The 18953-nt window shown below is 64.7% G+C and carries 20 protein-coding genes; 9 read left to right on the top strand and 11 right to left on the bottom strand.

All coding sequences use genetic code 11. The features are described 5' to 3' along the window. Positions 1-21 precede the first annotated feature (21 nt). Genes ACSQ22_RS08390 through ACSQ22_RS08380 form a run of 3 tightly spaced genes read left to right on the top strand, consistent with a single transcriptional unit; the run spans position 22 to position 1622 of the window. Positions 22-570 carry an RDD family protein gene (locus ACSQ22_RS08390; protein ID WP_055393768.1) on the top strand — a complete coding sequence of 183 codons (549 nt, stop codon included), beginning with the start codon at positions 22-24 and terminating at the stop codon, positions 568-570. Between the two features lie 55 nt (positions 571-625). Next, complete coding sequence (locus ACSQ22_RS08385; RefSeq protein ID WP_055393766.1) at positions 626-1036, top strand: diacylglycerol kinase; 411 nt, start codon at positions 626-628, stop codon at positions 1034-1036. Then, positions 1029-1622, top strand: a complete 594-nt coding sequence (locus ACSQ22_RS08380; RefSeq protein WP_228894852.1) for a TIGR00730 family Rossman fold protein — start codon at positions 1029-1031, stop codon at positions 1620-1622. Before ACSQ22_RS08385 ends, ACSQ22_RS08380 begins: the two co-directional genes overlap by 8 nt. Positions 1623-1736: 114 nt before the next feature. Here the strand turns inward: ACSQ22_RS08380 and ACSQ22_RS08375 are convergent, their stop codons facing one another. Both ACSQ22_RS08375 and ACSQ22_RS08370 read right to left on the bottom strand, forming a co-directional pair. After that, on the bottom strand, positions 1737-2075 hold the full coding sequence (locus ACSQ22_RS08375; RefSeq protein ID WP_007857855.1) for a P-II family nitrogen regulator: 339 nt from the start codon (positions 2073-2075) through the stop codon (positions 1737-1739). A 56-nt stretch (positions 2076-2131) separates the two neighbouring features. Next, entirely contained in the window at positions 2132-3790 is a 1659-nt protein-coding gene (locus tag ACSQ22_RS08370) for an NAD+ synthase (protein ID WP_228894851.1), read from the bottom strand. Positions 3791-3870: 80 nt separating this feature from the next. Here ACSQ22_RS08370 and ACSQ22_RS08365 point away from each other — a divergent pair, with 80 nt between their 5' ends. Then, complete coding sequence (locus ACSQ22_RS08365; RefSeq protein ID WP_228894849.1) at positions 3871-5211, top strand: GNAT family N-acetyltransferase; 1341 nt, start codon at positions 3871-3873, stop codon at positions 5209-5211. 32 nt (positions 5212-5243) lie between these two features. Next, positions 5244-5756: a hypothetical protein gene (locus ACSQ22_RS08360; protein ID WP_228894848.1), complete on the top strand. Its 513-nt coding sequence runs from the start codon at positions 5244-5246 to the stop codon at positions 5754-5756. Between the two features lie 84 nt (positions 5757-5840). Here the strand turns inward: ACSQ22_RS08360 and ACSQ22_RS08355 are convergent, their stop codons facing one another. The 6 genes from ACSQ22_RS08355 to ACSQ22_RS08330 all read right to left on the bottom strand — a co-directional run bounded on the left by ACSQ22_RS08355 (position 5841) and on the right by ACSQ22_RS08330 (position 13238). Next, positions 5841-7025 (bottom strand): Gfo/Idh/MocA family protein, encoded by a 1185-nt coding sequence (locus ACSQ22_RS08355; RefSeq protein ID WP_436130027.1) that lies wholly within the window; start codon positions 7023-7025, stop codon positions 5841-5843. Between the two features lie 57 nt (positions 7026-7082). Next, positions 7083-8093 carry a sugar phosphate isomerase/epimerase family protein gene (locus tag ACSQ22_RS08350; RefSeq protein ID WP_436130026.1) on the bottom strand — a complete coding sequence of 337 codons (1011 nt, stop codon included), beginning with the start codon at positions 8091-8093 and terminating at the stop codon, positions 7083-7085. A 329-nt stretch (positions 8094-8422) separates the two neighbouring features. Then, positions 8423-9403 (bottom strand): substrate-binding domain-containing protein, encoded by a 981-nt coding sequence (locus tag ACSQ22_RS08345; protein ID WP_121419798.1) that lies wholly within the window; start codon positions 9401-9403, stop codon positions 8423-8425. A gap of 100 nt (positions 9404-9503) precedes the next feature. Further along, positions 9504-10520 carry an ABC transporter permease gene (locus ACSQ22_RS08340; protein ID WP_436130025.1) on the bottom strand — a complete coding sequence of 339 codons (1017 nt, stop codon included), beginning with the start codon at positions 10518-10520 and terminating at the stop codon, positions 9504-9506. After that, positions 10501-11991 (bottom strand): sugar ABC transporter ATP-binding protein, encoded by a 1491-nt coding sequence (locus ACSQ22_RS08335; protein ID WP_436130024.1) that lies wholly within the window; start codon positions 11989-11991, stop codon positions 10501-10503. Before ACSQ22_RS08335 ends, ACSQ22_RS08340 begins: the two co-directional genes overlap by 20 nt. Further along, the gene (locus ACSQ22_RS08330; RefSeq protein WP_436130023.1) at positions 11988-13238 is read right to left on the bottom strand and encodes an ROK family transcriptional regulator; all 1251 of its coding nucleotides are present in this window, start codon (positions 13236-13238) and stop codon (positions 11988-11990) included. The genes ACSQ22_RS08335 and ACSQ22_RS08330 overlap by 4 nt, the downstream gene beginning before the upstream one ends. 238 nt (positions 13239-13476) lie before the next feature. Between ACSQ22_RS08330 and ACSQ22_RS08325 the strand changes: the two genes are divergently transcribed. Next, entirely contained in the window at positions 13477-14124 is a 648-nt protein-coding gene (locus tag ACSQ22_RS08325) for a DUF4145 domain-containing protein (RefSeq protein WP_436130022.1), read from the top strand. A 222-nt stretch (positions 14125-14346) separates the two neighbouring features. On the opposite strand, the gene ACSQ22_RS08320 is transcribed toward ACSQ22_RS08325, so the two are convergent. Next, entirely contained in the window at positions 14347-14820 is a 474-nt protein-coding gene (locus ACSQ22_RS08320) for a cupin domain-containing protein (RefSeq protein WP_436130021.1), read from the bottom strand. Positions 14821-14857: 37 nt separating this feature from the next. Further along, a complete protein-coding gene (locus ACSQ22_RS08315; protein WP_436130020.1) occupies positions 14858-15256 on the bottom strand; it encodes a tautomerase family protein in 399 nt (132 codons plus the stop codon). A gap of 117 nt (positions 15257-15373) precedes the next feature. Between ACSQ22_RS08315 and ACSQ22_RS08310 the strand changes: the two genes are divergently transcribed. Continuing rightward, entirely contained in the window at positions 15374-16312 is a 939-nt protein-coding gene (locus ACSQ22_RS08310; RefSeq protein WP_436130019.1) for a LysR family transcriptional regulator, read from the top strand. A gap of 122 nt (positions 16313-16434) precedes the next feature. On the opposite strand, the gene ACSQ22_RS08305 is transcribed toward ACSQ22_RS08310, so the two are convergent. Further along, entirely contained in the window at positions 16435-17154 is a 720-nt protein-coding gene (locus tag ACSQ22_RS08305; protein WP_436130018.1) for a class I SAM-dependent methyltransferase, read from the bottom strand. Between the two features lie 249 nt (positions 17155-17403). Between ACSQ22_RS08305 and ACSQ22_RS08300 the strand changes: the two genes are divergently transcribed. Further along, positions 17404-17892: an Rrf2 family transcriptional regulator gene (locus tag ACSQ22_RS08300; RefSeq protein WP_436130017.1), complete on the top strand. Its 489-nt coding sequence runs from the start codon at positions 17404-17406 to the stop codon at positions 17890-17892. Then, complete coding sequence (locus ACSQ22_RS08295) at positions 17870-18814, top strand: NAD(P)/FAD-dependent oxidoreductase (protein ID WP_436130016.1); 945 nt, start codon at positions 17870-17872, stop codon at positions 18812-18814. Before ACSQ22_RS08300 ends, ACSQ22_RS08295 begins: the two co-directional genes overlap by 23 nt. Positions 18815-18953: the final 139 nt, after the last annotated feature.

Raw genomic sequence — 18953 nt, 5'->3', positions numbered from 1 at the left:
GCCTTGCTTTCGCCCTCTGGAATGACCGCCACCCCTCCCGCCCCTGCACCGCAGGCATCCCTCTCTGCAAAGACCTCTTCCGCCGCCCTCGGCCCCACGCCCAATTTGTGGCGCCGCATGGCCTGCTGGCTGTATGAGGGCATGCTCATGTTCGGGGTGGTCTTCATTGCAGGCTACCTGTTCGGCACCCTGAGCCAAACCCGCCACGCCCTGGACAACCGGCACGCCCTGCAGGCCTTTCTGTTTGTGGTGTTTGGCATTTACTTCACCTGGTTCTGGGCCAAAGGCCAGACCCTGGCTCAAAAGACCTGGCTCATCCGTGTGGTGGACACCGCCGGGCAACCCATCACCCAGGCGCGTGCGCTGCTGCGCTACCTGCTGAGCTGGGTGTGGTTCCTGCCGCCCTTGGCAGCCTATCTGTTGGGGGTCTCGGCCATTGAAGTGCTGGTGCTGCTGTTCGGCTGGGTTGCCATCTGGGCCATCCTGAGCCGCTTTCATCCAGAGCGGCAGTTTTGGCACGACGCCCTGGCAGGCACGCGCCTGGTGCACTTCGAGCTTCCGAAAAAGTAGCACCCGCGCGCAGGCTGCAACGCCCGCTGTCATGCGGCTGCGACACAATATCCCTATGCCCCTGTCCCCACCCGAGTCCTCCGCGCCCGCCAACCCCCAGAAGGCCCGCACGGGCTTGAACCGCATCTGGCACGCTGCGGGGTACTCCATCGAAGGCCTTCGCGCAGGCTGGAACGAAAAGGCATTCCGCCAGGAAGCCATTGCCGCCATGGTGCTGCTGCCCGCGTCTCTCTGGCTGGGGCAAAGCTGGGTAGAAACCGCGCTGCTGGCAGGCTCTGTGGTGATCGTGATGATCGTGGAGTTGCTCAACACCGGCATCGAAACCGCCATCGACCGCATCGGCCCCGAGTGGCACGACCTTTCCAAACGCGCCAAGGACATGGGCAGCGCTGCCGTGCTGCTGGCCTTGCTGCTGTGCGCGGGCATCTGGGGTGCAGCGGTTTTTCAGAGGATTTTCCATGGCTGAACCGACTTTTTCCGTGTGTGTGTATTGCGGCTCGCGACCTGGCGAGAACGCGGCCTTTGCCGACGCTGCCAAAGCGGTGGGCCAATGGATTGGCCAGCACGGCGGCCAGCTGGTGTATGGCGGCGGCCGCAGCGGCCTCATGGGTACGGTGGCCGAAGCCACTCGGCTTGCGGGCGGGCGCGTGGTGGGCGTGATTCCCCAGGCGCTGGTCGATAAAGAGCTGGCCAACCGCCAATGCGACGAGCTGCACATCGTGCAGACCATGCACGAACGCAAGGCCATGATGGCCGAGCGCAGCGATGCCTTTTTGGCCCTGCCCGGCGGCATCGGCACTTTTGAAGAACTGTTTGAAGTGTGGACTTGGCGCCAGTTGGGCTACCACGACAAGCCCCTGGGCCTGCTCAATGTGGCCGGCTACTACGACGGCCTGCTGGGCTTTCTGCAGACCAGCGTGGCCAGCGGCTTCATGGGCGAATGGCAGATGGGCCTGCTGCACGCCTCTACCGATGCCGAGGCACTGCTGCGCACGCTGGTGCAAGACGCCGGCCCCGACCAAGCGCCCGTCCCGCTGCGCTCGGTAATCTAACGGCCTTCAAAAACTGGCGCAGCGCAAGGCCAGCGCCACCGTGGAACTGGCTTTGCCAGGCCACTGGTGGCGTCCCCCTCAGGGGGAAGGCGCGCAGCGACTCAGGGGGGAGCCTTACACAGCCGCGTCGTCCAGATCCCCAGTACGGATACGCACCACACGCTCCACAGCCGTCACAAAAATCTTGCCGTCGCCAATCTTGCCGGTGCGGGCCACATTCACGATGGCGTCCACACAGCGGTCCACGTCCTCGGTTTTCACGACAACCTCGACCTTGACCTTGGGCAGGAAGTCCACCACGTACTCGGCGCCACGGTACAGCTCGGTGTGGCCCTTTTGACGGCCAAAACCCTTCACCTCGGTCACGGTGAGACCGGTCACGCCACACTCGGCCAGGGCTTCGCGGACTTCTTCGAGCTTGAAGGGCTTGATGACGGCGGTGATCATTTTCATGGCGGGTCTCCTGGAGGATGTAAAAAAATGGGGGCTGAAAGCGCAGCGCCGAAGCGTCACGCCCTGAATTTGCTGGTGATAGGGTAACGCCAGTCCTTGCCAAAGCTGCGGCGCGTGACGCGAATCCCTACCGGCGCCTGGCGGCGCTTGTACTCGTTGAGCTTGATGAGGCGCGTGACACGCTCCACATCGGCACGTTCAAAGCCGCTGGCGATGATGGACTCGATGGGCTCGTCGTTCTCCATGTAGCGCGCCACGATGGCGTCCAGCACCTCGTAGGGCGGCAGGCTGTCCTGGTCTTTCTGGTCGGGCCGCAGCTCGGCGCTGGGCGGGCGCGTGATGATGCGCTCTGGAATCGGACTGGCGCCCGTGCCATACGGGTCGTTGGCGTTGCGCCAGCGGGCCAGGTCGAACACGCGGGTCTTGGCCACGTCCTTGATCACGGCGAAGCCCCCTGCCATGTCACCGTACAGCGTGCAGTAGCCCGTGGACATCTCGCTCTTGTTGCCCGTGGTGAGCACGATGGAGCCGAACTTGTTGGACAGCGCCATGAGCAGCGTGCCCCGGATGCGCGCCTGCAGGTTTTCTTCGGTCGTGTCTTCGGGCAGCCCTGCAAAATCGCTGGCCAGTGCGGCCTTGAAGGCCTCGAACTGCGGCTTGATGGAGATCTCGTCGTAGCGCACGCCCAGGCGCTCGGCCATGTCGCGCGCATCGATCCAGCTGATGTCGGCCGTGTAGGGCGAAGGCATCATCACCGTGCGCACCTTGTCGGCCCCCAGCGCATCCACGGCAATCGCCAGCACCAGGGCCGAATCGATGCCCCCCGACAGCCCGAGCAGCGCACCGGGGAAGCCGTTCTTGCCCACATAGTCGCGCACGCCCAGCACCAGGGCATCCCACAGGTCGGCCTCCAGGCTTTTCTCCGGGGCCACCTCTGCTTCAATTTTGATAGCTGATTGCACTTGATGGACCTGCGCAAACACCAGTTTTTCTTCAAAACCTGGCCCCCGGCAGGCCACCAAGCCATCGGCGTTGAGCGCGAACGAGCGGCCTTCAAACACCACCTCATCCTGCCCGCCGACCAGGTGCGCGTACACCAGCGGCAAACCCGTCTCGGCCACACGCTCGCGCATGGTGGCTTCGCGCTCGGCGCTCTTGCCCAGGTGGAAAGGCGATGCATTGATCACCGCCAGCATTTGTGCCCCCGCTGCGGCAGCATCGCGTGCAGGGGTGGCAAACCACGCGTCTTCGCACACCAGCACCCCCACGCGCACGCCTTCCACCTCGAAGATGCAAGGCTTGTCGCCCGCCACAAAGTAGCGGCGCTCGTCAAACACCTGGTAGTTGGGCAGTTCGCGCTTGGCATAGGTCTGCTCGATCTGCCCATCGCGCAGCAGGCTGGCGGCATTGAAGCAAGCGCTGAACGCCGGAGCATCGGGCGCCACGGCCTGCGGGTGGCCCAGCACGATGGCCAGGCCTTTCAACCCCGCAGTCTCGCGGGCCACGGTTTTCACGGCATCATCACAGGCCGCAATGAAGGCGGGGCGCAGGAACAGGTCTTCGGCCGCATAGCCGCAAATCGCCAGCTCAGGCGTCAGCAGCAAACGGGCGCCCTGGGCATAAGCCTCGCGGGCCGCCGCAATGATCTTTTGGGCGTTGCCGGGCATATCGCCCACAACAAAGTTGAGCTGCGCAGTGCAAATGGAGAGCGTCATGGAACTGGAATCGGCCCCTGCGGCCAGGTTGAACACCGCCCACACGGGCCCGCAGCTTGCAAAACAAAACCGGGGCGTGCATGGCTGAATCTGCCATTATCGCCCGCGTACTTGCCACTGCGCTGGACGTGGATGCTGCGGCCTGGAACACCCTGCTGGCCCAGCAAAGCCACCCCACGCCCTTCATGCGCCACGAGTACCTGGCCGCCCTGGAGACCAGCGACAGCGCCACCCCACGCACCGGCTGGGCGCCGCGCTTCATGACCCTGTGGGAGGGCGACACCCTGATTGCCGCCTGCCCGCTGTACCTCAAGAACCACTCCTACGGCGAGTACGTGTTCGACTGGGCCTGGGCCAGCGCCTACGAACAGCACGGCGTGCCCTACTACCCCAAGGCCGTGATCGCCGTGCCCTTCACCCCCGTGCCGGGCAGCCGCCTTTTGGCCCGTGACGATGCTGCACGCGCTCTGCTGGTGCAGGCCGTGTGCCAGTGGTGCGAGGACGAAAACGTGTCGTCCGTGCACATCCTGTTTGCCAGCGACGACGACGTGCTGACCAGTGCGCAGCAAGACCTGATGCTGCGGCACACCGTTCAATTTCATTGGAAGAATGTGGCCCCCACGCTCCCCGCTGCGCGTGGTTCGCTGCCCCCCGAGGGGGCCCTCACCGCCTTGGGGCGGCCCGGCGGCGGCGAGAACGTTGCCCCCACGCTCCCCGCTGCGTCTGATGCACCCTCCCCCGACAGCACCTTGCCCGGCGGCGGCTCGGGCCAACCCTTCAAAGACTTCGACCACTTCCTTGCCAGCCTCTCCCAGGACAAGCGCAAGAAGATCCGCCAGGAGCGCCGCCGCGTGGCGGATGCCGGGGTCAGCTTCCGTTCGTCGCGTGGTGCGGACATCAGCGCAGCCGACTGGGATTTTTTCTACCGCTGCTACGAACGCACCTACCTCGAACACGGCAACCCGCCCTATCTCACGCGGGACTTCTTCGCCCGCATGGCGGCCCACATGCCCGAGGCCTGGCTGCTGTTTGTGGCCGAGCGCGACGGCCAGCCAATTGCTAGCAGTTTGATAGCTATCAGCGCTTTACCATCCAGCGCTGGCAGCCAAAAAGACCAAAACATTGTGGCCTACGGCCGGTATTGGGGCGCGCTGGAGCGCGTGGACTGCCTGCACTTCGAAGCCTGCTACTACCAGCCACTGCAGTGGTGCATCGAGCACGGCGTGATCCGCTTTGAGGGCGGCGCCCAGGGCGAGCACAAGATGGCCCGCGCCCTGCTGCCTGTGCAAGCCACCAGCGCCCACTGGCTGGCGCACCCGGCTTTTGCCGACGCGGTGGAGCGGTTCCTGCAGCGCGAAGGCGCCGGGGTGGCTGAGTACCTGAGCGAACTGCACGAACGCAGCCCGTTCAAGACAGCCTGAGCGAGCGCAACGCCAGCCCGCCCCACACCAGCTTGCACCAGCCTGACAACGCCACCAGCGCGTTGGATGCGCCCAACCTCGGGTTCTCCCGACCTCGGCACAGCTTTTGCAACGGCATACTGGCGGCCGCCCGCACCCGGGCTGCGCACCACGGCGGCCCATCCGCCCGCCCGTCAACCCACAGCACCCTCACCATGGCCGCTCCGCAGCATGTCCCATTTCTGACGGTGGAAGACGAAGACGACTGGGTCGTCTCATTCGCGCTGGGCCCACAGGGCGCCCACCGCCTCACCCTGGTACGTACCCCCCGGCTGGAATTCATGCTGCGGCCCGAGCAGCGCGGTGTGTCGGTGGGTGCCGAAGCGGGCCAGCGCCCCGCCCTGCTGGTCGCGGTGCAGTGGGGCCCCAAAAGCGTGGACGTGGTGTCCACCGCCAAGCGCTACAGCCTGGACATCAGCAAGGTGGACAACGCCACCCGCACGGCGGCACTGCGTGTGCTGGGCAAGATGAACTTTGACCAGCGGTTTCAGCTGGCAGGCAACTGACCAACGGCTGCAGACGGCCCGTCAAACGCTCACAAATAGATAGCTGTCTGCGCTTTCCTGACAAGCGCTAAGGGCCAATCTGATTCAAACATTCGGGCCAGCAGAGTGGGCCAATGCGGTCCATTTGCGCTCGCTCGCAGCGGACTCCACCACCTTTTCGATAAAGCGCACCCCCTCGGCACCATCTTCCACGCGCGGATAGTCGGCCGCCAAAGGGTCGGCCGCGCAGCCAGCGGCACGCGCGCGGATGTCGGCCGCCACACCCAGGTAGATGTTGGCAAAGGCTTCGATGAACGCCTCGGGGTGCCCCGCAGGGATGCGCCCGGCGCGCCGCGCCGATTCGCACAGCCACGGCGAGCCGCGCGTGAGGATGCGGCGCGGGCCGTCCACGGGGGAGTGGATGAGCTGGTTGGGCTCTTCCTGCCGCCAGGTGATGGTGCCCAGCGTGCCCGAGACCTGCAGGCGCAGGTCGTTCTCCAGCCCCGCTGCCACCTGCGATGCCACGATGAAGCCGCGTGCGCCGCTGTCGTAGCGCAGCAGCAGCTGGGCGTCGTCGTCCAGCTGCCGCCCGGCACCAAAGGTGGTGAGGTCCGCACACACCCAGGCGGGGTGCTGGCCGGTGACGGTGGCGGCCAGATTTTCGGCGTGTGATCCGATGTCGCCCAGGGTGCCTGCGCTGCCGCTGCGCGCCGGGTCCAGCCGCCAGTCGGCCTGCTTGTTGGCGCCGCCCTCTTCCACTGCGGTGGCCAGCCAGCCCTGGTTGTATTCGACGGTGATCTTGCGGAGCTGGCCCAGCACGCCGCTGTGCACCAGGTGGCGCGCCTCGCGCACCATGGGGTAGCCGGTGTAGTTGTAGGTCACGCCGAACACGGTGCCCGCCCTCTTCACGGCGGCCACCAGCTCGTCGGCCTGCGCGCTGGTGTGCACCAGCGGCTTGTCGCACACCACATGGAAGCCCGCCTGCACAAACGCCAGGGCCACCGGGTGGTGCACATGGTTGGGGGTGACGATGCTCACCAGGTCGATGCGCTCATGTGCGGGGCGGCGCAGTTCGTCGGCCAGCAGGTCCTGCCAGCTGCCGTGGTTGCGGTCGTCCGCCAGACCCAGTTCGGCGCCGGATGCGCGGGCCCGCTCGGGCGAGGATGACAGCGCACCGGCCACCAGCTCGAACTGGCCGTCGAGCGCCATGGCCTTGCGGTGCACCGCGCCGATGAAGGCGCCGTGGCCGCCGCCGACCATGGCGTAGCGGAGCTTTTGGGGACTGGACATACGAAACGCCTTTGCTCGCTGTGTGTTGTTGTTTTCGGTTTTGTGGACGGCGTGCGGCTAGGCCTGCTTGTCGCGCGCAAACACGGCGTCGAACGCGCCGGCAGCGGGCTTGAAGTCGAGCCGCTTGCAGAACGCCGCACTCTCCGTGGCGCCGTGCACGCGGTCCATGCGACTGTCCTCCCACTCCACGGAAAGCGGGCCCTGGTAGCCGATGTCGTTGAGCGCGACGATGATGGATTCGAAATCGATCATCCCGCGCCCCACGCTGCGAAAGTCCCAGTTGCGCCGCGCATCGCCAAAGCTGGTGTGCCCGCCAAAGGTGCCCACCGTGCCATCGCCCTTGCCCCACCACACGTCCTTCATGTGGGCGTTGTAGATGCGGCCGGCAAACTGGCGGATGAACTTCACGTAGTCCACGCCCTGGTAAGCCAGGTGGCTGGGGTCGTAGTTGAAGCCAAAGCGCTTGTTGCCGCCCACGGCTGCAATCGCGCGCTCGGCCGATGCGATGTCGAACGCGATTTCGGTGGGGTGCACCTCCAGCGCGAAGTTGATGTCGTGCTGCTCGAACACATCGAGGATGGGGCCAAAGCGCTTCGCAAAATCAGCAAAGCCCTTGTCCCAATACGCCTGCGTGGTGGGCGGAAAGGCATAGATCGAATGCCACACGGACGAGCCCGTGAAGCCCGTGACCGTCTTCACGCCAAACTTCGCGGCAGCGCGCGCCGTGTCTGCCAGCTCGGCCGCTGCCCGCTGGCGCACACCCTCGGGCTCGCCATCGCCCCACACATGAGGCGGCAGGATGGACTGGTGGCGCTCGTCGATCAGATCGCACACGGCTTGGCCTACCAGGTGGTTGCCGATGGCAAAACACTGCAGGCCGTGCTGGGCCAGCAGTGCATGTTTGTTTTTGACGTACTGGGGCGACGACAGCGCCTCCTGCACGTTGAAATGACCGCCCCAGCAGGCCAGCTCCAGGCCGTCATAGCCCATGCTTTTGGCCAGGGGCGCGAGTTCTGCCAACGGCAGGTCGGCCCACTGGCCGGTGAAGAGGGTGACGGGTCTTGGCATGAAGGCTCCAAGGGACGTGGGGTTGCAGGTTCGAAGCGACTAGCAGCTATGTTTTCAATAGCTACTAGCGCTTATTGGATAAGCGCTATAGGTCAATTTGGCTTGATTTTTCACACATCTCAGATCGCCCCCCACTCCCTCTCCCCTGGTGGGAGAGGGCCGGGGAGAGGGGGATGGAACGGGCGCGGCGCGGAATGCAGCCCCCCTCTCCCCCACCCTCTCCCGCGAGGGGAGAGGGGGTCAACCCCCAGCGCCGCTGCGGGTGCACGGGCTGATGTCCTCATCTGAGGGATGTTCCTGATCAGGCAACTTGACTCACATTGACGCCATCAAAACGGCGAATCAGGAAAGTAAAAGTCCTTCGCCGTTTCCTTCGTGATCAGCACGGACGGAATGATGGTGTTGGCAGGCAGCTTCTCGCCCTTGATCCGAGCCTCGGCCGTGAGCTTGATCGAGTCGTAGATGAACTTGGGGCTGTACGACACGTTGGCCTGGATGAGAGGGTTGCTGCCATCCATCAGCGTCTTGATCATGCCCTTGGCACCCGCGCCGCCAAACACCAGCTTGATGTCCTTGCGCTTGGCCTGCTCGATGGCCTTGAGCACGCCCACGGCCATGTCGTCGTCGGCGGCCCACACCGCGTCGATCTGCGGGAAGCGGGTGAGGTAATCCTGCATCACCTTGAAGGCATCGTCGCGGTTCCAGTTGGCGTATTTCGCGTCCAGCAGCTTGATGCCGGGGTGGTTCTTCAGCACGCTGTTGAACGCGTCCATGCGCTCGTTGTCCAGCGTGGTCGCAATGCCGCGCATGGCCACCACATTGCCCTTGCCGCCCAGCGCCTTGGCGATGTACTCGGCCGGAATCTTGCCGAACGCGGTGTTGTCACCGGCCACATAGGCGTCCTGCGCGCTGGTGTCGGTCAGGCCCCGGTCCACCACCGTCACGTACACGCCCTTGGCCTTCACCTGCGCCACGGGCTTGGTCAGCGCGGCCGATTCGAATGGGAAGATGACCAATGCGTTGATCTTGTTCACCGTCACCAAATCCTGCAGCTGGTTGGCCTGCTCGGGCGCGCCGCCTGCGGTCTTCACGATGACCTGCAGGCCGGGGTGGGCCTTCTCCAGGTCCTTCTTGGCCTGGTTGGCCCAGTACACGATGCCGCCGGTAAAGCCGTGCGTGGCCGAAGGAATGGCCACGCCCACCACCGTCTTGTTGGCTTGCGCCATGGCGGGTGCGGCCAATGCGAAGGCGGCGGCGCCCACGGCCGAGAGGGCCAGGCGGCGGGTGAAAGAAGAAAGTTGGCTGTTCATGCGTTGTCTCCTGTTGCTTTGGAATATGGCCATGGAAGCTGGCCGGCTGGGGAACACGAAAGTCAAACGACCTACCGAGAAAACCAATCCAGAAAATCCATCACCGTTTTCCGCGCTGCATGAACGCTACGGCAATGATCACGAAGCCCTGCACCGCCGCATTCAGGTACACACTGATGATGCTGGTGAGGTTGAGGATGTTGCTGATGACCGACAGCAGGATCGCGCCCACCACCGTGCCGGTGATGCTGCCCGCCCCGCCCTTCAAGACGGTGCCGCCCACGATGACGGCGGCAATCGCCTCCAGCTCCCACAGCAGGCCCGTGGTGGGCGATGCAGAGCCCAGGCGCGGCACATACAGCAGCGTGGCGATGCCCACGCACACCCCGAGCAGCATGTAGGTGAGGATCTTGATCTTGTGCACGTCCACCGCCGCGTACTGCGCCACCTGCTCGTTGGAGCCGATGGCCTGCACATAGCGGCCATAGGCCGTGCGGTTCAGGATCACGCCGCCGATGACAGCCACCAGCAAGAAGATCCACACGGGGATGGGCACGCCCAACAGATTGGCGTAGTACACCGGGCTGTAGATGTCCGACAGATCGTTCTCCAGCGTGATCGCGCCGCCGTTGGAGAAGTACGTGAGGTACGCGCGGAAGATGCCCAGCGTGCCCAGCGTGACGATGAAAGGCTCGATGCGCCCCTTGGTAATGAGCAAGCCGTGCACCAGCCCGAACACTGCGCCCAGCACCACCGCCAGCAGCATGCCCACCACCACGGCCGCCATGGGCGAGCCCAGCACCGGCGCCATCGCGTTCATGAACAGGATGACCGAGCCCGCGATCAGCGCCGCCATCGACCCCACCGACAAATCGATGCCGCCCGAGATGATGACGAAGCACATGCCCACCGCGATGATGCCGATGAAGGCCGTGCGCGTGAGCACGTTCATCACGTTGTCGTAAGTAGCAAAGTTGCTGTTAAGCAGCGTGCCGGCAATGCACAGCAGCACCAGGCCGATGACAGGGCCCAGCCCGTGCAGCTTGCCCCACCAGGCCGTAGCGCCGCCGTGGCGGCCCGCTGCAGTGTTGGCGTTTTCAGCGGGTACCTGTGGCATGTGCGATCAACTCCTCTTCGGTCAAATTTGGCTCTTGCAGCGTGGTCTGCAGCCGCCCGGCGCGCATCACCGCCACGCGGTGGCACAGGCCGATCAGCTCCATCAATTCAGACGAAATCACCACAACCGCCAGCCCCTGCTCCGCCAGGCGCTGCACCAGGTGATAAATCTCGCGCTTGGCGCCCACGTCCACGCCGCGCGTGGGCTCGTCCAGCACCACCACGCTGGGGCCGGGGTGCAGCACCTTGGCCAGCGCCAGCTTTTGCTGGTTGCCGCCCGACAGCGACGACGCGCGCACCTCCAGCGAGCCGGTGCGGATGCCGAACTCCTGCACCGCATCGCGCAGCGCAGCCTGCTCGGCCGCGGGGTTCAGCCAGGGCTTGGCGTAGCGCTCCAGCGCCATCAGCGTCAGGTTGGGCCGCAGGCCAAAGTGCACATGCAACCCCTTGCCCTTGCGGTCTTCGCTCAGGTACGTCAGGCCATGGCGCGCCGCATCGCGCGGGCTTTTCAGCTGCACGGGCTTGCCTGCCAGCTCTACGGTGCCCGCAGAGCGCGGGCGCAGGCCCAGCAGGCCCTCGAACAGCTCCGTGCGGCCTGCGCCCACCAGCCCGGCAAAGCCCAGAATCTCGCCGCGCCGCACGTCAAAGCTCACGTCCTCGGCCCAGCCCGGCACCGTGAGGCCGCGCGCCTTAATGGCGGGCTCTCCACCCGCAGGCGCAGGCAGCTTGGGCGGGAACAAATCCGCCAGCTCGCGGCCCACCATCAGGTTGGCCATTTGCCGCCGCGTCACGCTGGCCGTGGCCTCGCGCGCCACCAGCAGGCCGTCGCGCATCACCACCACCTCGTCGGTGGTGCGCTCCACTTCGTCGAGCTTGTGCGATATGTAGATGATGGTCACGCCCGCAGCCTTGAGCCCGGCCATCAGCGCAAACAGGCGCTCCGTCTCGCCCGGGGTCAGCGTGGCGGTGGGCTCGTCCATGATGAGCAGGCGCGCATTGCGGGCCAGCGCACGGGCAATCTCCACCAGCTGCTTTTCAGCCACGATGAGCTTGCGCACCCGCGTGTCCGGGTCCAGCGGCAAACCCACCTGTGCCAAGGCAGCGCGCGTCTTCTCGCGCATCGCCTTGTCGTCCAGGAAGGGGCCCTTCTTGATCTCATGGCCCAGGAAGATGTTCTGCGCAATCGTCAGGTCGTCCGCCAGGTTGAACTCCTGGTGGATGAGCACAATGCCCTGCGCCTCGGCCGCGCGCGATCCGCCGCCCGGGGCGCGCACCGCGCCGTCCACCACCACCTCGCCGGTGGTCGGGCTCTCGTACCCCGCCAGAATCTTCATCAGCGTGGACTTGCCCGCGCCGTTCTCGCCCAGCAGGCCATACACGCGGCCCGGCTGCAGTGCAAAGCCCACGCCGTGCAGCACGCGCACCGGGCCAAACTCCTTGATCACGTTGCGGAACTCGACGGCTACGCTCATCGCGCTGCCCCCACACCAACGCCCGCAGCCGACCCCGACCCGGAGATCGAGCCCGCACGCGACAGGCTCTCCTGCATCGCCAGCACGCCCGCACCCACCACACCGGCATCGTCGGCCAGCGGCGCGTATTGAATCTCGAGGTGCCGCGTAGAAAGCGCCAGCGACCGGTGGTACACGCTCTGCCGCACCGATGCGAGGAACAGCGGCCCCATGTCCGTCACCCGCCCCGCAATGAACACATGCGACGGGTTGAAGAAGTTGACGATGGACGCCAGCATCTGCCCCACCAGGCTGCCCGCGCGCTGGATGATGGCGTTGGCCGCCACATCGCCCGTACGGCTGGCCTGGGCCACGTCTTCAATGGTCAGCGTGCCGGTGTTTTGCAGCCGCTCGGCCAGCAGCGCGCTTTCGCCGCGCTGCGCAGCCTCTATGGCCATGCGGGCCATGGCGGGCGCTGCGGCCATCGCCTCCACACAGCCCTGGTTGCCGCAGTGGCAGCGCGGGCCGTGCTGGTCCACACAAATGTGGCCCACGTCGCCCGCCGAGCCATTGGCGCCCCGGTACACCTGCCCGTGGCACACAATGCCGCAGCCAATGCCCGTGCCTACCTTAATAACCAAAAAGTTGGGCAGATTGCGCTGCAACCGGTACATCTCGCCCAGCGCCATCAGGTTCACGTCGTTGTCCACAAACACCGGCGCGGCAAACGCCTCGCGCAGGTAGTCGCGGATCGAGAAGCCGTCCCAGTCGGGCATCAGCGGCGGGTTGACGAGCTGCCCGCTTTCAAAATCCACCGGCCCCGGCACGCCCATGCCAATGGCAATCACCTGATTGGGCGCCAGCCCGCAGCGCGCCAGCAGCTCGCGCATCAGCGCCCGCACCCGCGCCAGGATCACGCCCGGCCCCTGGCGCACATCAATCGGCTCGCGGTGCCGCGCCAGCACCGTCATGTCGGGCCGCATCACCGCCACCTGCATGCTGGTCGCGCCCAGGTCGGCGCCAATCACCACGCCCAGGGTTTCGCTCAGTCGAAGGGTTTCGGCACGCCGGCCGCCAGAGGATTCCTGCAGGCCCACCTCGTCGAGCAGGCCTTCATCGAGCAACGCCGCCACCATGGCGTTGGCCTTGCTTTTGGAATAGGCCAGGCGCTGCGCCAGCGCATTGCGCGACGCGCCGGCGGACCAGAAGATGGTCTGCAAAACGCCCAGGTCTTCGGCGCCGCAGTGACTCCAGCGGGTGGATGGCAAGGCTTGTCTCCTGTCATGTTTTTGTGCAGCACCTCATGGGGATGGGTGCTTGACAGGGATGCTATGCGGTCTACTTCGGCCGGGCAAGACTGAACTTTGACCCAAATTCATCCAAACAAACCACATAGGTAGTTTGGTGACTTTTTAAGGATACTTTTTGAGCAAACTAATTGACTAGAGATTTGTCAAAAAAGCCCGCTACAGAAATAATTTTCACTCCTCTCATACATATTCTTTTATGACAAGCGACTCAAAAAAGACGTTTCTCCCCTGCTCCCGTTGTAACATCGCAACGATTCAGACAGTTCTTTGCGTAGCAGATTCTGATGTTGAATACATGGATGCAGACGGGCACAGTGGCATTGAGCCTGCAACTTACACACTATTTCGTTGCGACGGATGCACCAGAATATCAATATATATTCACTCTGCCTTCAACAATCCGCAATCTGAGTTTGGTGAACAAGCCTTCCCAAAAACTTTAAATGACATACGAGGGGCACCCACCACAGTTCAGCAAGCATATTTTCAGGCGAAATACATCAAAAACACTTCGCAAGTTGCCTATGCAATTCTTGCTAGACGAGTTCTTGATGCGATTGCTCAAGACAAATGTCCGGGCGAACGCAATCTTGCTCAAGCCCTGCAAACCCTTGCAATCAGAGGAGAAATCCCTTCATTTTTGGCGGATGCCATGAAACACATTCGTTTGTTTGGAAACGCAGCAGCCCATGATGCCGCATTCCCGATAAATGGAATACATGTTGAAATGATAGACAGTTTTTTAGAGATTTTGATAACTCACTTGTATGTAGCTCCAGCCGCTTTGCAAGAATTCAAACTATTCCTTGGAATTGCAAAAGAGAATGAATCAGATATTCAATAAAACCTCAGCCAATCACTATTAGATTGCATAGCATTGGCCTCAGTTTCTAAGTACCAACAGTCCGCCGCGACAACCCACTCATCAGCAGTGCACCCATGCTTTTTTTATTAAGAGTAGCTAGCACTTGACCAGGTAGCGCTGGTGCCTGTTTTCATTCAGATTTCTATTGCAGCCCATCCCAGCTTGCAGCGCACCCGCGAAAGCAATGCGGGAAACACATCCTCAGCGCAGATCTCGCTCTGGCACGCACACCGCTTCACACCAGCGTCGGTAGTCCGCCCGCCGATCAGCCGTGGTGATCCGCTGCAGCACCGCATGGTGCGGCCCCAGGTACTCCACGCTGCCCTTGACCACCACATGCACAAGCAGCTCTTCGGTACCCGTCGCCTCCCACCAATCCACATTGCCAGCGGGCTCGTGGATGTAGTCGCCCGGTCGCACCACGCGGCCGTCGTTCAGGCGGCGCTCGCCTGCCAGCGTGAGGGCGTGCACTTCGCCCGTATGCCGGTGCAGGCCCAGCCGCGTGCCGGGTGACAGGCGCATCAGTTCCACCCAGCCGGCATCGTCGGGCAAGAACTGGATAGGCAGGGACCACTTGCCTTCGCCTTCAGGAATCCAGTCCGCCAAGCCCGCGCGCTCCAGCGTCTGGGCCACGATCACTTCGGCAAGGTGGTTGTTTGTTGTCGTCATTGTCATGTCGGTGCTCCTGGGTAGTTGTTGGTTGATGGATTGCTTATTGCTCGGGGTGCTGGTGGCGGTATTCCTGCGTGCGGCCGCCAAAGCCGTATGCGGCGGCGCGAACGTCCTGCACATAGACATAGCTCTCGGTGTGCAACGTGCCCAGCAGGCCCTCGAAGGCTGTGAACGCCTCGGCGATGTAGCGCGCCTTCTCGGCCTTGGTGTTGGTCTCGTCCACCACCTTGACGTCGAAGTAGAAGCTCGACTGTTTCAGGTCGGCCAGCGAACGGCCGGCGACGTACCAGTCGGCGGGGTCGACAAAGGTGATGACCACGGCAGTGAGGTCGCGCCGCTTGCCGAGCACGCGGGTGGTCAGGTCCAGCAGGGTTTCTGCAATGCGGGCAGACAGCTCGGGTGTGCGTTGGGCAGACACTTTGACGTTGAGGATGGGCATGGAGGGCTCCTGTTGAAAGCATTGGGTTGAACGAGCCTTCACTGTAGAAATGGCGCCCCGCCACGGAAACCGCCCGTGGCGATAATGGCTTTTGCTCCGCACGCAAAGGCGCGCTCGATGAAACAAGAACCCCGCTCCTTCCTCCCCGACCCGGCCGACCTGCGGTGGCTGGTGCGGTCGCTCGACCTGCGCTCGTTTTCTGCAGCGGCGCGCGAAATGGATGTGGCGGTGTCGGTGGTCGCGCGCGGTGTGGACCGGCTGGAGGCCGGCTACGGCGTGCGCTTGCTGCGCCGGTCCACACACGGCCTGTCGGCCACGCCCGAGGGCGCAGAACTGGCGCAGGAGGCGCGTGCCTTGCTGGCGCAGCTAGAGGACATCGGTGCATCGCTGTCGGACCAGCGCAGCCGCGTGGCGGGCACCCTGCGCCTGGCCTCCAGCCAGGAGATCTGCGAAGCGCTGGTGCTGCCCCACCTGGCAGACCTGCAGGCGCGCTACCCCACGCTGCGGGTGGAACTGCTGGCCGACGACCGCGTGGCCGACCTGGTGACGGAAGGCATCGACGTGGCGCTGCGCACCACCGTGGGCCACAGCGACCTGGTGGTGGCGCGCGCACTGGGCCGGTTTGAGCGGCGCCTGTATGCGGCCCCTGGATATTTGGAACAGCACGGCGAGCCCGCCGAGCCTAGCGAGCTGCAGCAGCACCACACCGTCACGCACACCGCGCAGGGGCCGGCGGTGACCTGGGCCTTTCGCAATGCACAAGGCAAGCCGCTGGAGGTGACCGTGCGCTCGCGCCTGGCCGCCAGCACTTCGGCCCTGGTGCACCATGCGCTGGTGGGCGGCGCGGGGATTGGCATGCTGTCCTGCCCGCTCGCGGCGGCCGATGTGGCGCAAGGCCGGTTGGTGGAGGTGCTGGCGCCTTTTGCGTCCGGCACCGTGCACACGCTGTACGCAGTGTCGTCACCGGGCCGGCGCAACGCGGCCAGGGTGAAGGCGGTGATTGATTTTCTGGTGAAGGCGTCGAAGGACCGGTGGGCGCTGGCGCCTGTGCGTTGAGGGCGTTTTATGCACCACCAGCTGGCTGGCCGGGGGCTGCTGACCCCAGCTGCAAGACAGCCTGGGAGGAGCAAGGTGCGGGCATGTGGGTCAGTGAGTTGGCCCGCTTTCATTGCTTGCTATCAAGCCGATGCCACCCAGCCCCGGAACGCAAAGCCCATGTAAAACATCTGCACATCGCTGAACCCAGCCTCGCGCAGAATCACCTCGTCTTCCTTAGGCGTCAGCACCGCCAGCTCCGCCGCAATCTTGTCTCGCGCCCTGGCCGCATGCTCGGGCGGCACGCCGGACGCCACCTGAAACGCGGCGTAGCGTGACAGCCATAGGTCGCGCTCCCCTGCCCCGCCCCCGCCGCCACGGCCTGCACCATCCGCCACGCTCAGATGTGCCACCACCAGCGGCGCATCGGGCTTGAGCCGCCGCCGGATCTCTGCCGCCATAGGCACGCGCTCCTCGCGCGGCACAAAGTGAAAAGTCAGCAGGCACGTGGCGCCGTCGAACGGTCCGGCCGGTGCGCTCTGCACATAGCCGTGGTGCAGCGCCACGCGGTCGCCTGGCACGCCTGCGCTCTGCAGCCGCTGGGCCGCCAAGTCCAGCATGGGCTGGCTCGGGTCCACGCCGTCGAACCGCCAGCCGGGGTGCGCCAGCGCCATGTCTTCCAGCTCCAGCCCGCCGCCTGCGCCCACCACCAGCACGCGGCCGTGGGCGGGCACGCGCTCGGCCAGCAGGATGCGAACCATGGGCAGCAGGCTGTCGTAGCCGGGGACGTTGCGGCGGGGGCCTTCGGCGTAGCGGGCGACGGCGGCGGGGTCCGTGAAGGGGGAGGCAGTGGGCTGGGTCATGTGTGTGGTGCGCGCGGTGGGTACTGCGCTGTTGCGATGAGTTTGTCCAACGGGTTTGCTAGCTCAACGCAGGGTTTCGACAGGCTCAACCCGAACGGTCAGGGGTGGGCAACGTCTGAAAAAATCAAGCCAAATTTGCCTCTAACGCTTATCCATAAAGCGCTAGCAGCTATCAATTCAGTAGCTATCTGTTCGTGCGCCAGCACTGTTTCTGGTTGCATGCTAGCATCACGCAACTTTTAATGTTGCATGAAACGAGATAGCCGACTTTCCAACGTTCTCCACGCGCTGCTGCACATGGCAGAGATGGAGGGGCCCGCCACATCAGAGGCGATGGCGCAGGCCATGCAGACCAACCCAGTCGTCGTGCGCCGCCTGATGGCGGGGCTGCGGTATGCGGGCTTTGTCACCTCGGCCAAGGGGCATGGCGGCGGGTGGGTGCTGTCGTGCCCGCTCACCGACATCACGCTGCGCGACATCTACGAGGCGCTGGGCGCGCCCACGCTGCTGGCGGTTGGCAACCGCGTGGAGAGCCCCGGCTGCATCGTCGAGCAGGCGGTGAACCGCGCGCTGACCGATGCCTACCAGGCGGCCGAAGAAGCGCTGCTGGCGCGGCTGGGCGCGGTGACGCTGGCGCAGCTATCGGCCGAGTTTCATGAACGCATGGTGGCCGGGTGCCACGGTCACAAGGAGATGGAGCATGGCGACGGCGGCAATGACAACCACCCAGGCGTATGAGGTGATCGTGATAGGCGGCAGCTTTGCCGGCCTGTCGGCCGCAATGCAGCTGGCGCGTGCCCGGCGGCGAGTGTGTGTGGTGGACGCAGGCCAGCCGCGCAACCGGTTTGCGGTGGCGTCGCACGGCTTCTTCGGGCAAGACGGCGAGCCGCCGCTGGCAATGATCGAGCAGGCGCGGCGCAAGCTGGCGGCCTACCCCACGGCGGTTTTTGTGCAGGGCACGGTGGTGTCGGCCACGGCGCAGCAACGCGCCAGGTCACCAGAGAACGGGTTTGAAGTGGTGCTGGACGATGGCGCAACCCTGGAGGCCCACAAGCTGGTGCTGGCGTTTGGCGTGCAAGACGGCTTGCCTGAGATTGCCGGCCTGCGCGAACGCTGGGGCGCATCGGTTTTGCACTGCCCGTATTGCCACGGTTATGAATTTGCAGGCCAGCGGCTGGGCGTGCTGTACCACTCGGCAGGCTCGGCCATGCACGCGCAGCTGATTGCCGACTGGGGCCCGACCACCCTCTTTCTGAATGGCGACACCACGCTGGAGAGCGCCGAGCGGGAGCGTCTACAGGCGCTGGGCATAACTATCGAGCCCGCACCCATCGCCGCGCTGGAAGGCCCGGGCCAGGTGCTGCAGGGTGTACGCCTGCAGACCACCGGTGGCGGTGATGCGCGCGTGGTGCCGCTGGCTGCGCTGTATGTGGCCGCCACCACGCGCCCCGCCAGCCCGCTGGCCGAGCACCTGGGCTGCGCGTTCGATGATGGGCCCATGGGCCCTTACCTCCGAACCGATGCGAACAAGATGACCACCGTGCCCGGCGTGTATGCCGCGGGCGACCTGACGCTGATGCGGCACAACGCCACGCTGACCTCGGCCGAAGGGGTGCTGGCGGGTGTGGGGGCACACCAGGCGCTGGTGTTTGGGCAATAAGAGCAGCTAGCAAAACTCTTCTGGCGTTGTTGCCGCGTCTTGTCGTACTGCTCGTACTGCCTGCGACGCAGCGCCTAGCCAGAATCGCTTCGCTGAGTTTTGTCAGCCGCTCTAAGTAGCGCAGCGCTGCCGCGGCACC

Source organism: Acidovorax sp. LjRoot38 (genome assembly GCF_964252975.1).
Classification (GTDB): domain Bacteria; phylum Pseudomonadota; class Gammaproteobacteria; order Burkholderiales; family Burkholderiaceae_C; genus Acidovorax; species Acidovorax facilis.
Note: the sequence above shows the minus strand (reverse complement) of the source record. Positions and strands in the feature narration are given on the sequence as shown.

What these genes read in the sequence shown, in the direction of transcription:
- ACSQ22_RS08295 (WP_436130016.1), top strand. Translation starts at nt 17,870, where the DNA reads ATGACAACCACCCAGGCGTATGAGGTGATCGTGATAGGCGGCAGCTTT.
- ACSQ22_RS08380 (WP_228894852.1), top strand. Translation starts at nt 1,029, where the DNA reads ATGGCTGAACCGACTTTTTCCGTGTGTGTGTATTGCGGCTCGCGACCT.
- ACSQ22_RS08300 (WP_436130017.1), top strand. Translation starts at nt 17,404, where the DNA reads ATGAAACGAGATAGCCGACTTTCCAACGTTCTCCACGCGCTGCTGCAC.
- ACSQ22_RS08315 (WP_436130020.1), bottom strand. Translation starts at nt 15,256, where the DNA reads ATGCCCATCCTCAACGTCAAAGTGTCTGCCCAACGCACACCCGAGCTG.
- ACSQ22_RS08350 (WP_436130026.1), bottom strand. Translation starts at nt 8,093, where the DNA reads ATGCCAAGACCCGTCACCCTCTTCACCGGCCAGTGGGCCGACCTGCCG.
- ACSQ22_RS08340 (WP_436130025.1), bottom strand. Translation starts at nt 10,520, where the DNA reads ATGCCACAGGTACCCGCTGAAAACGCCAACACTGCAGCGGGCCGCCAC.
- ACSQ22_RS08385 (WP_055393766.1), top strand. Translation starts at nt 626, where the DNA reads ATGCCCCTGTCCCCACCCGAGTCCTCCGCGCCCGCCAACCCCCAGAAG.
- ACSQ22_RS08320 (WP_436130021.1), bottom strand. Translation starts at nt 14,820, where the DNA reads ATGACAATGACGACAACAAACAACCACCTTGCCGAAGTGATCGTGGCC.
- ACSQ22_RS08335 (WP_436130024.1), bottom strand. Translation starts at nt 11,991, where the DNA reads ATGAGCGTAGCCGTCGAGTTCCGCAACGTGATCAAGGAGTTTGGCCCG.
- ACSQ22_RS08365 (WP_228894849.1), top strand. Translation starts at nt 3,871, where the DNA reads ATGGCTGAATCTGCCATTATCGCCCGCGTACTTGCCACTGCGCTGGAC.
- ACSQ22_RS08375 (WP_007857855.1), bottom strand. Translation starts at nt 2,075, where the DNA reads ATGAAAATGATCACCGCCGTCATCAAGCCCTTCAAGCTCGAAGAAGTC.
- ACSQ22_RS08390 (WP_055393768.1), top strand. Translation starts at nt 22, where the DNA reads ATGACCGCCACCCCTCCCGCCCCTGCACCGCAGGCATCCCTCTCTGCA.
- ACSQ22_RS08355 (WP_436130027.1), bottom strand. Translation starts at nt 7,025, where the DNA reads ATGTCCAGTCCCCAAAAGCTCCGCTACGCCATGGTCGGCGGCGGCCAC.
- ACSQ22_RS08370 (WP_228894851.1), bottom strand. Translation starts at nt 3,790, where the DNA reads ATGACGCTCTCCATTTGCACTGCGCAGCTCAACTTTGTTGTGGGCGAT.
- ACSQ22_RS08310 (WP_436130019.1), top strand. Translation starts at nt 15,374, where the DNA reads ATGAAACAAGAACCCCGCTCCTTCCTCCCCGACCCGGCCGACCTGCGG.
- ACSQ22_RS08325 (WP_436130022.1), top strand. Translation starts at nt 13,477, where the DNA reads ATGACAAGCGACTCAAAAAAGACGTTTCTCCCCTGCTCCCGTTGTAAC.
- ACSQ22_RS08345 (WP_121419798.1), bottom strand. Translation starts at nt 9,403, where the DNA reads ATGAACAGCCAACTTTCTTCTTTCACCCGCCGCCTGGCCCTCTCGGCC.
- ACSQ22_RS08305 (WP_436130018.1), bottom strand. Translation starts at nt 17,154, where the DNA reads ATGACCCAGCCCACTGCCTCCCCCTTCACGGACCCCGCCGCCGTCGCC.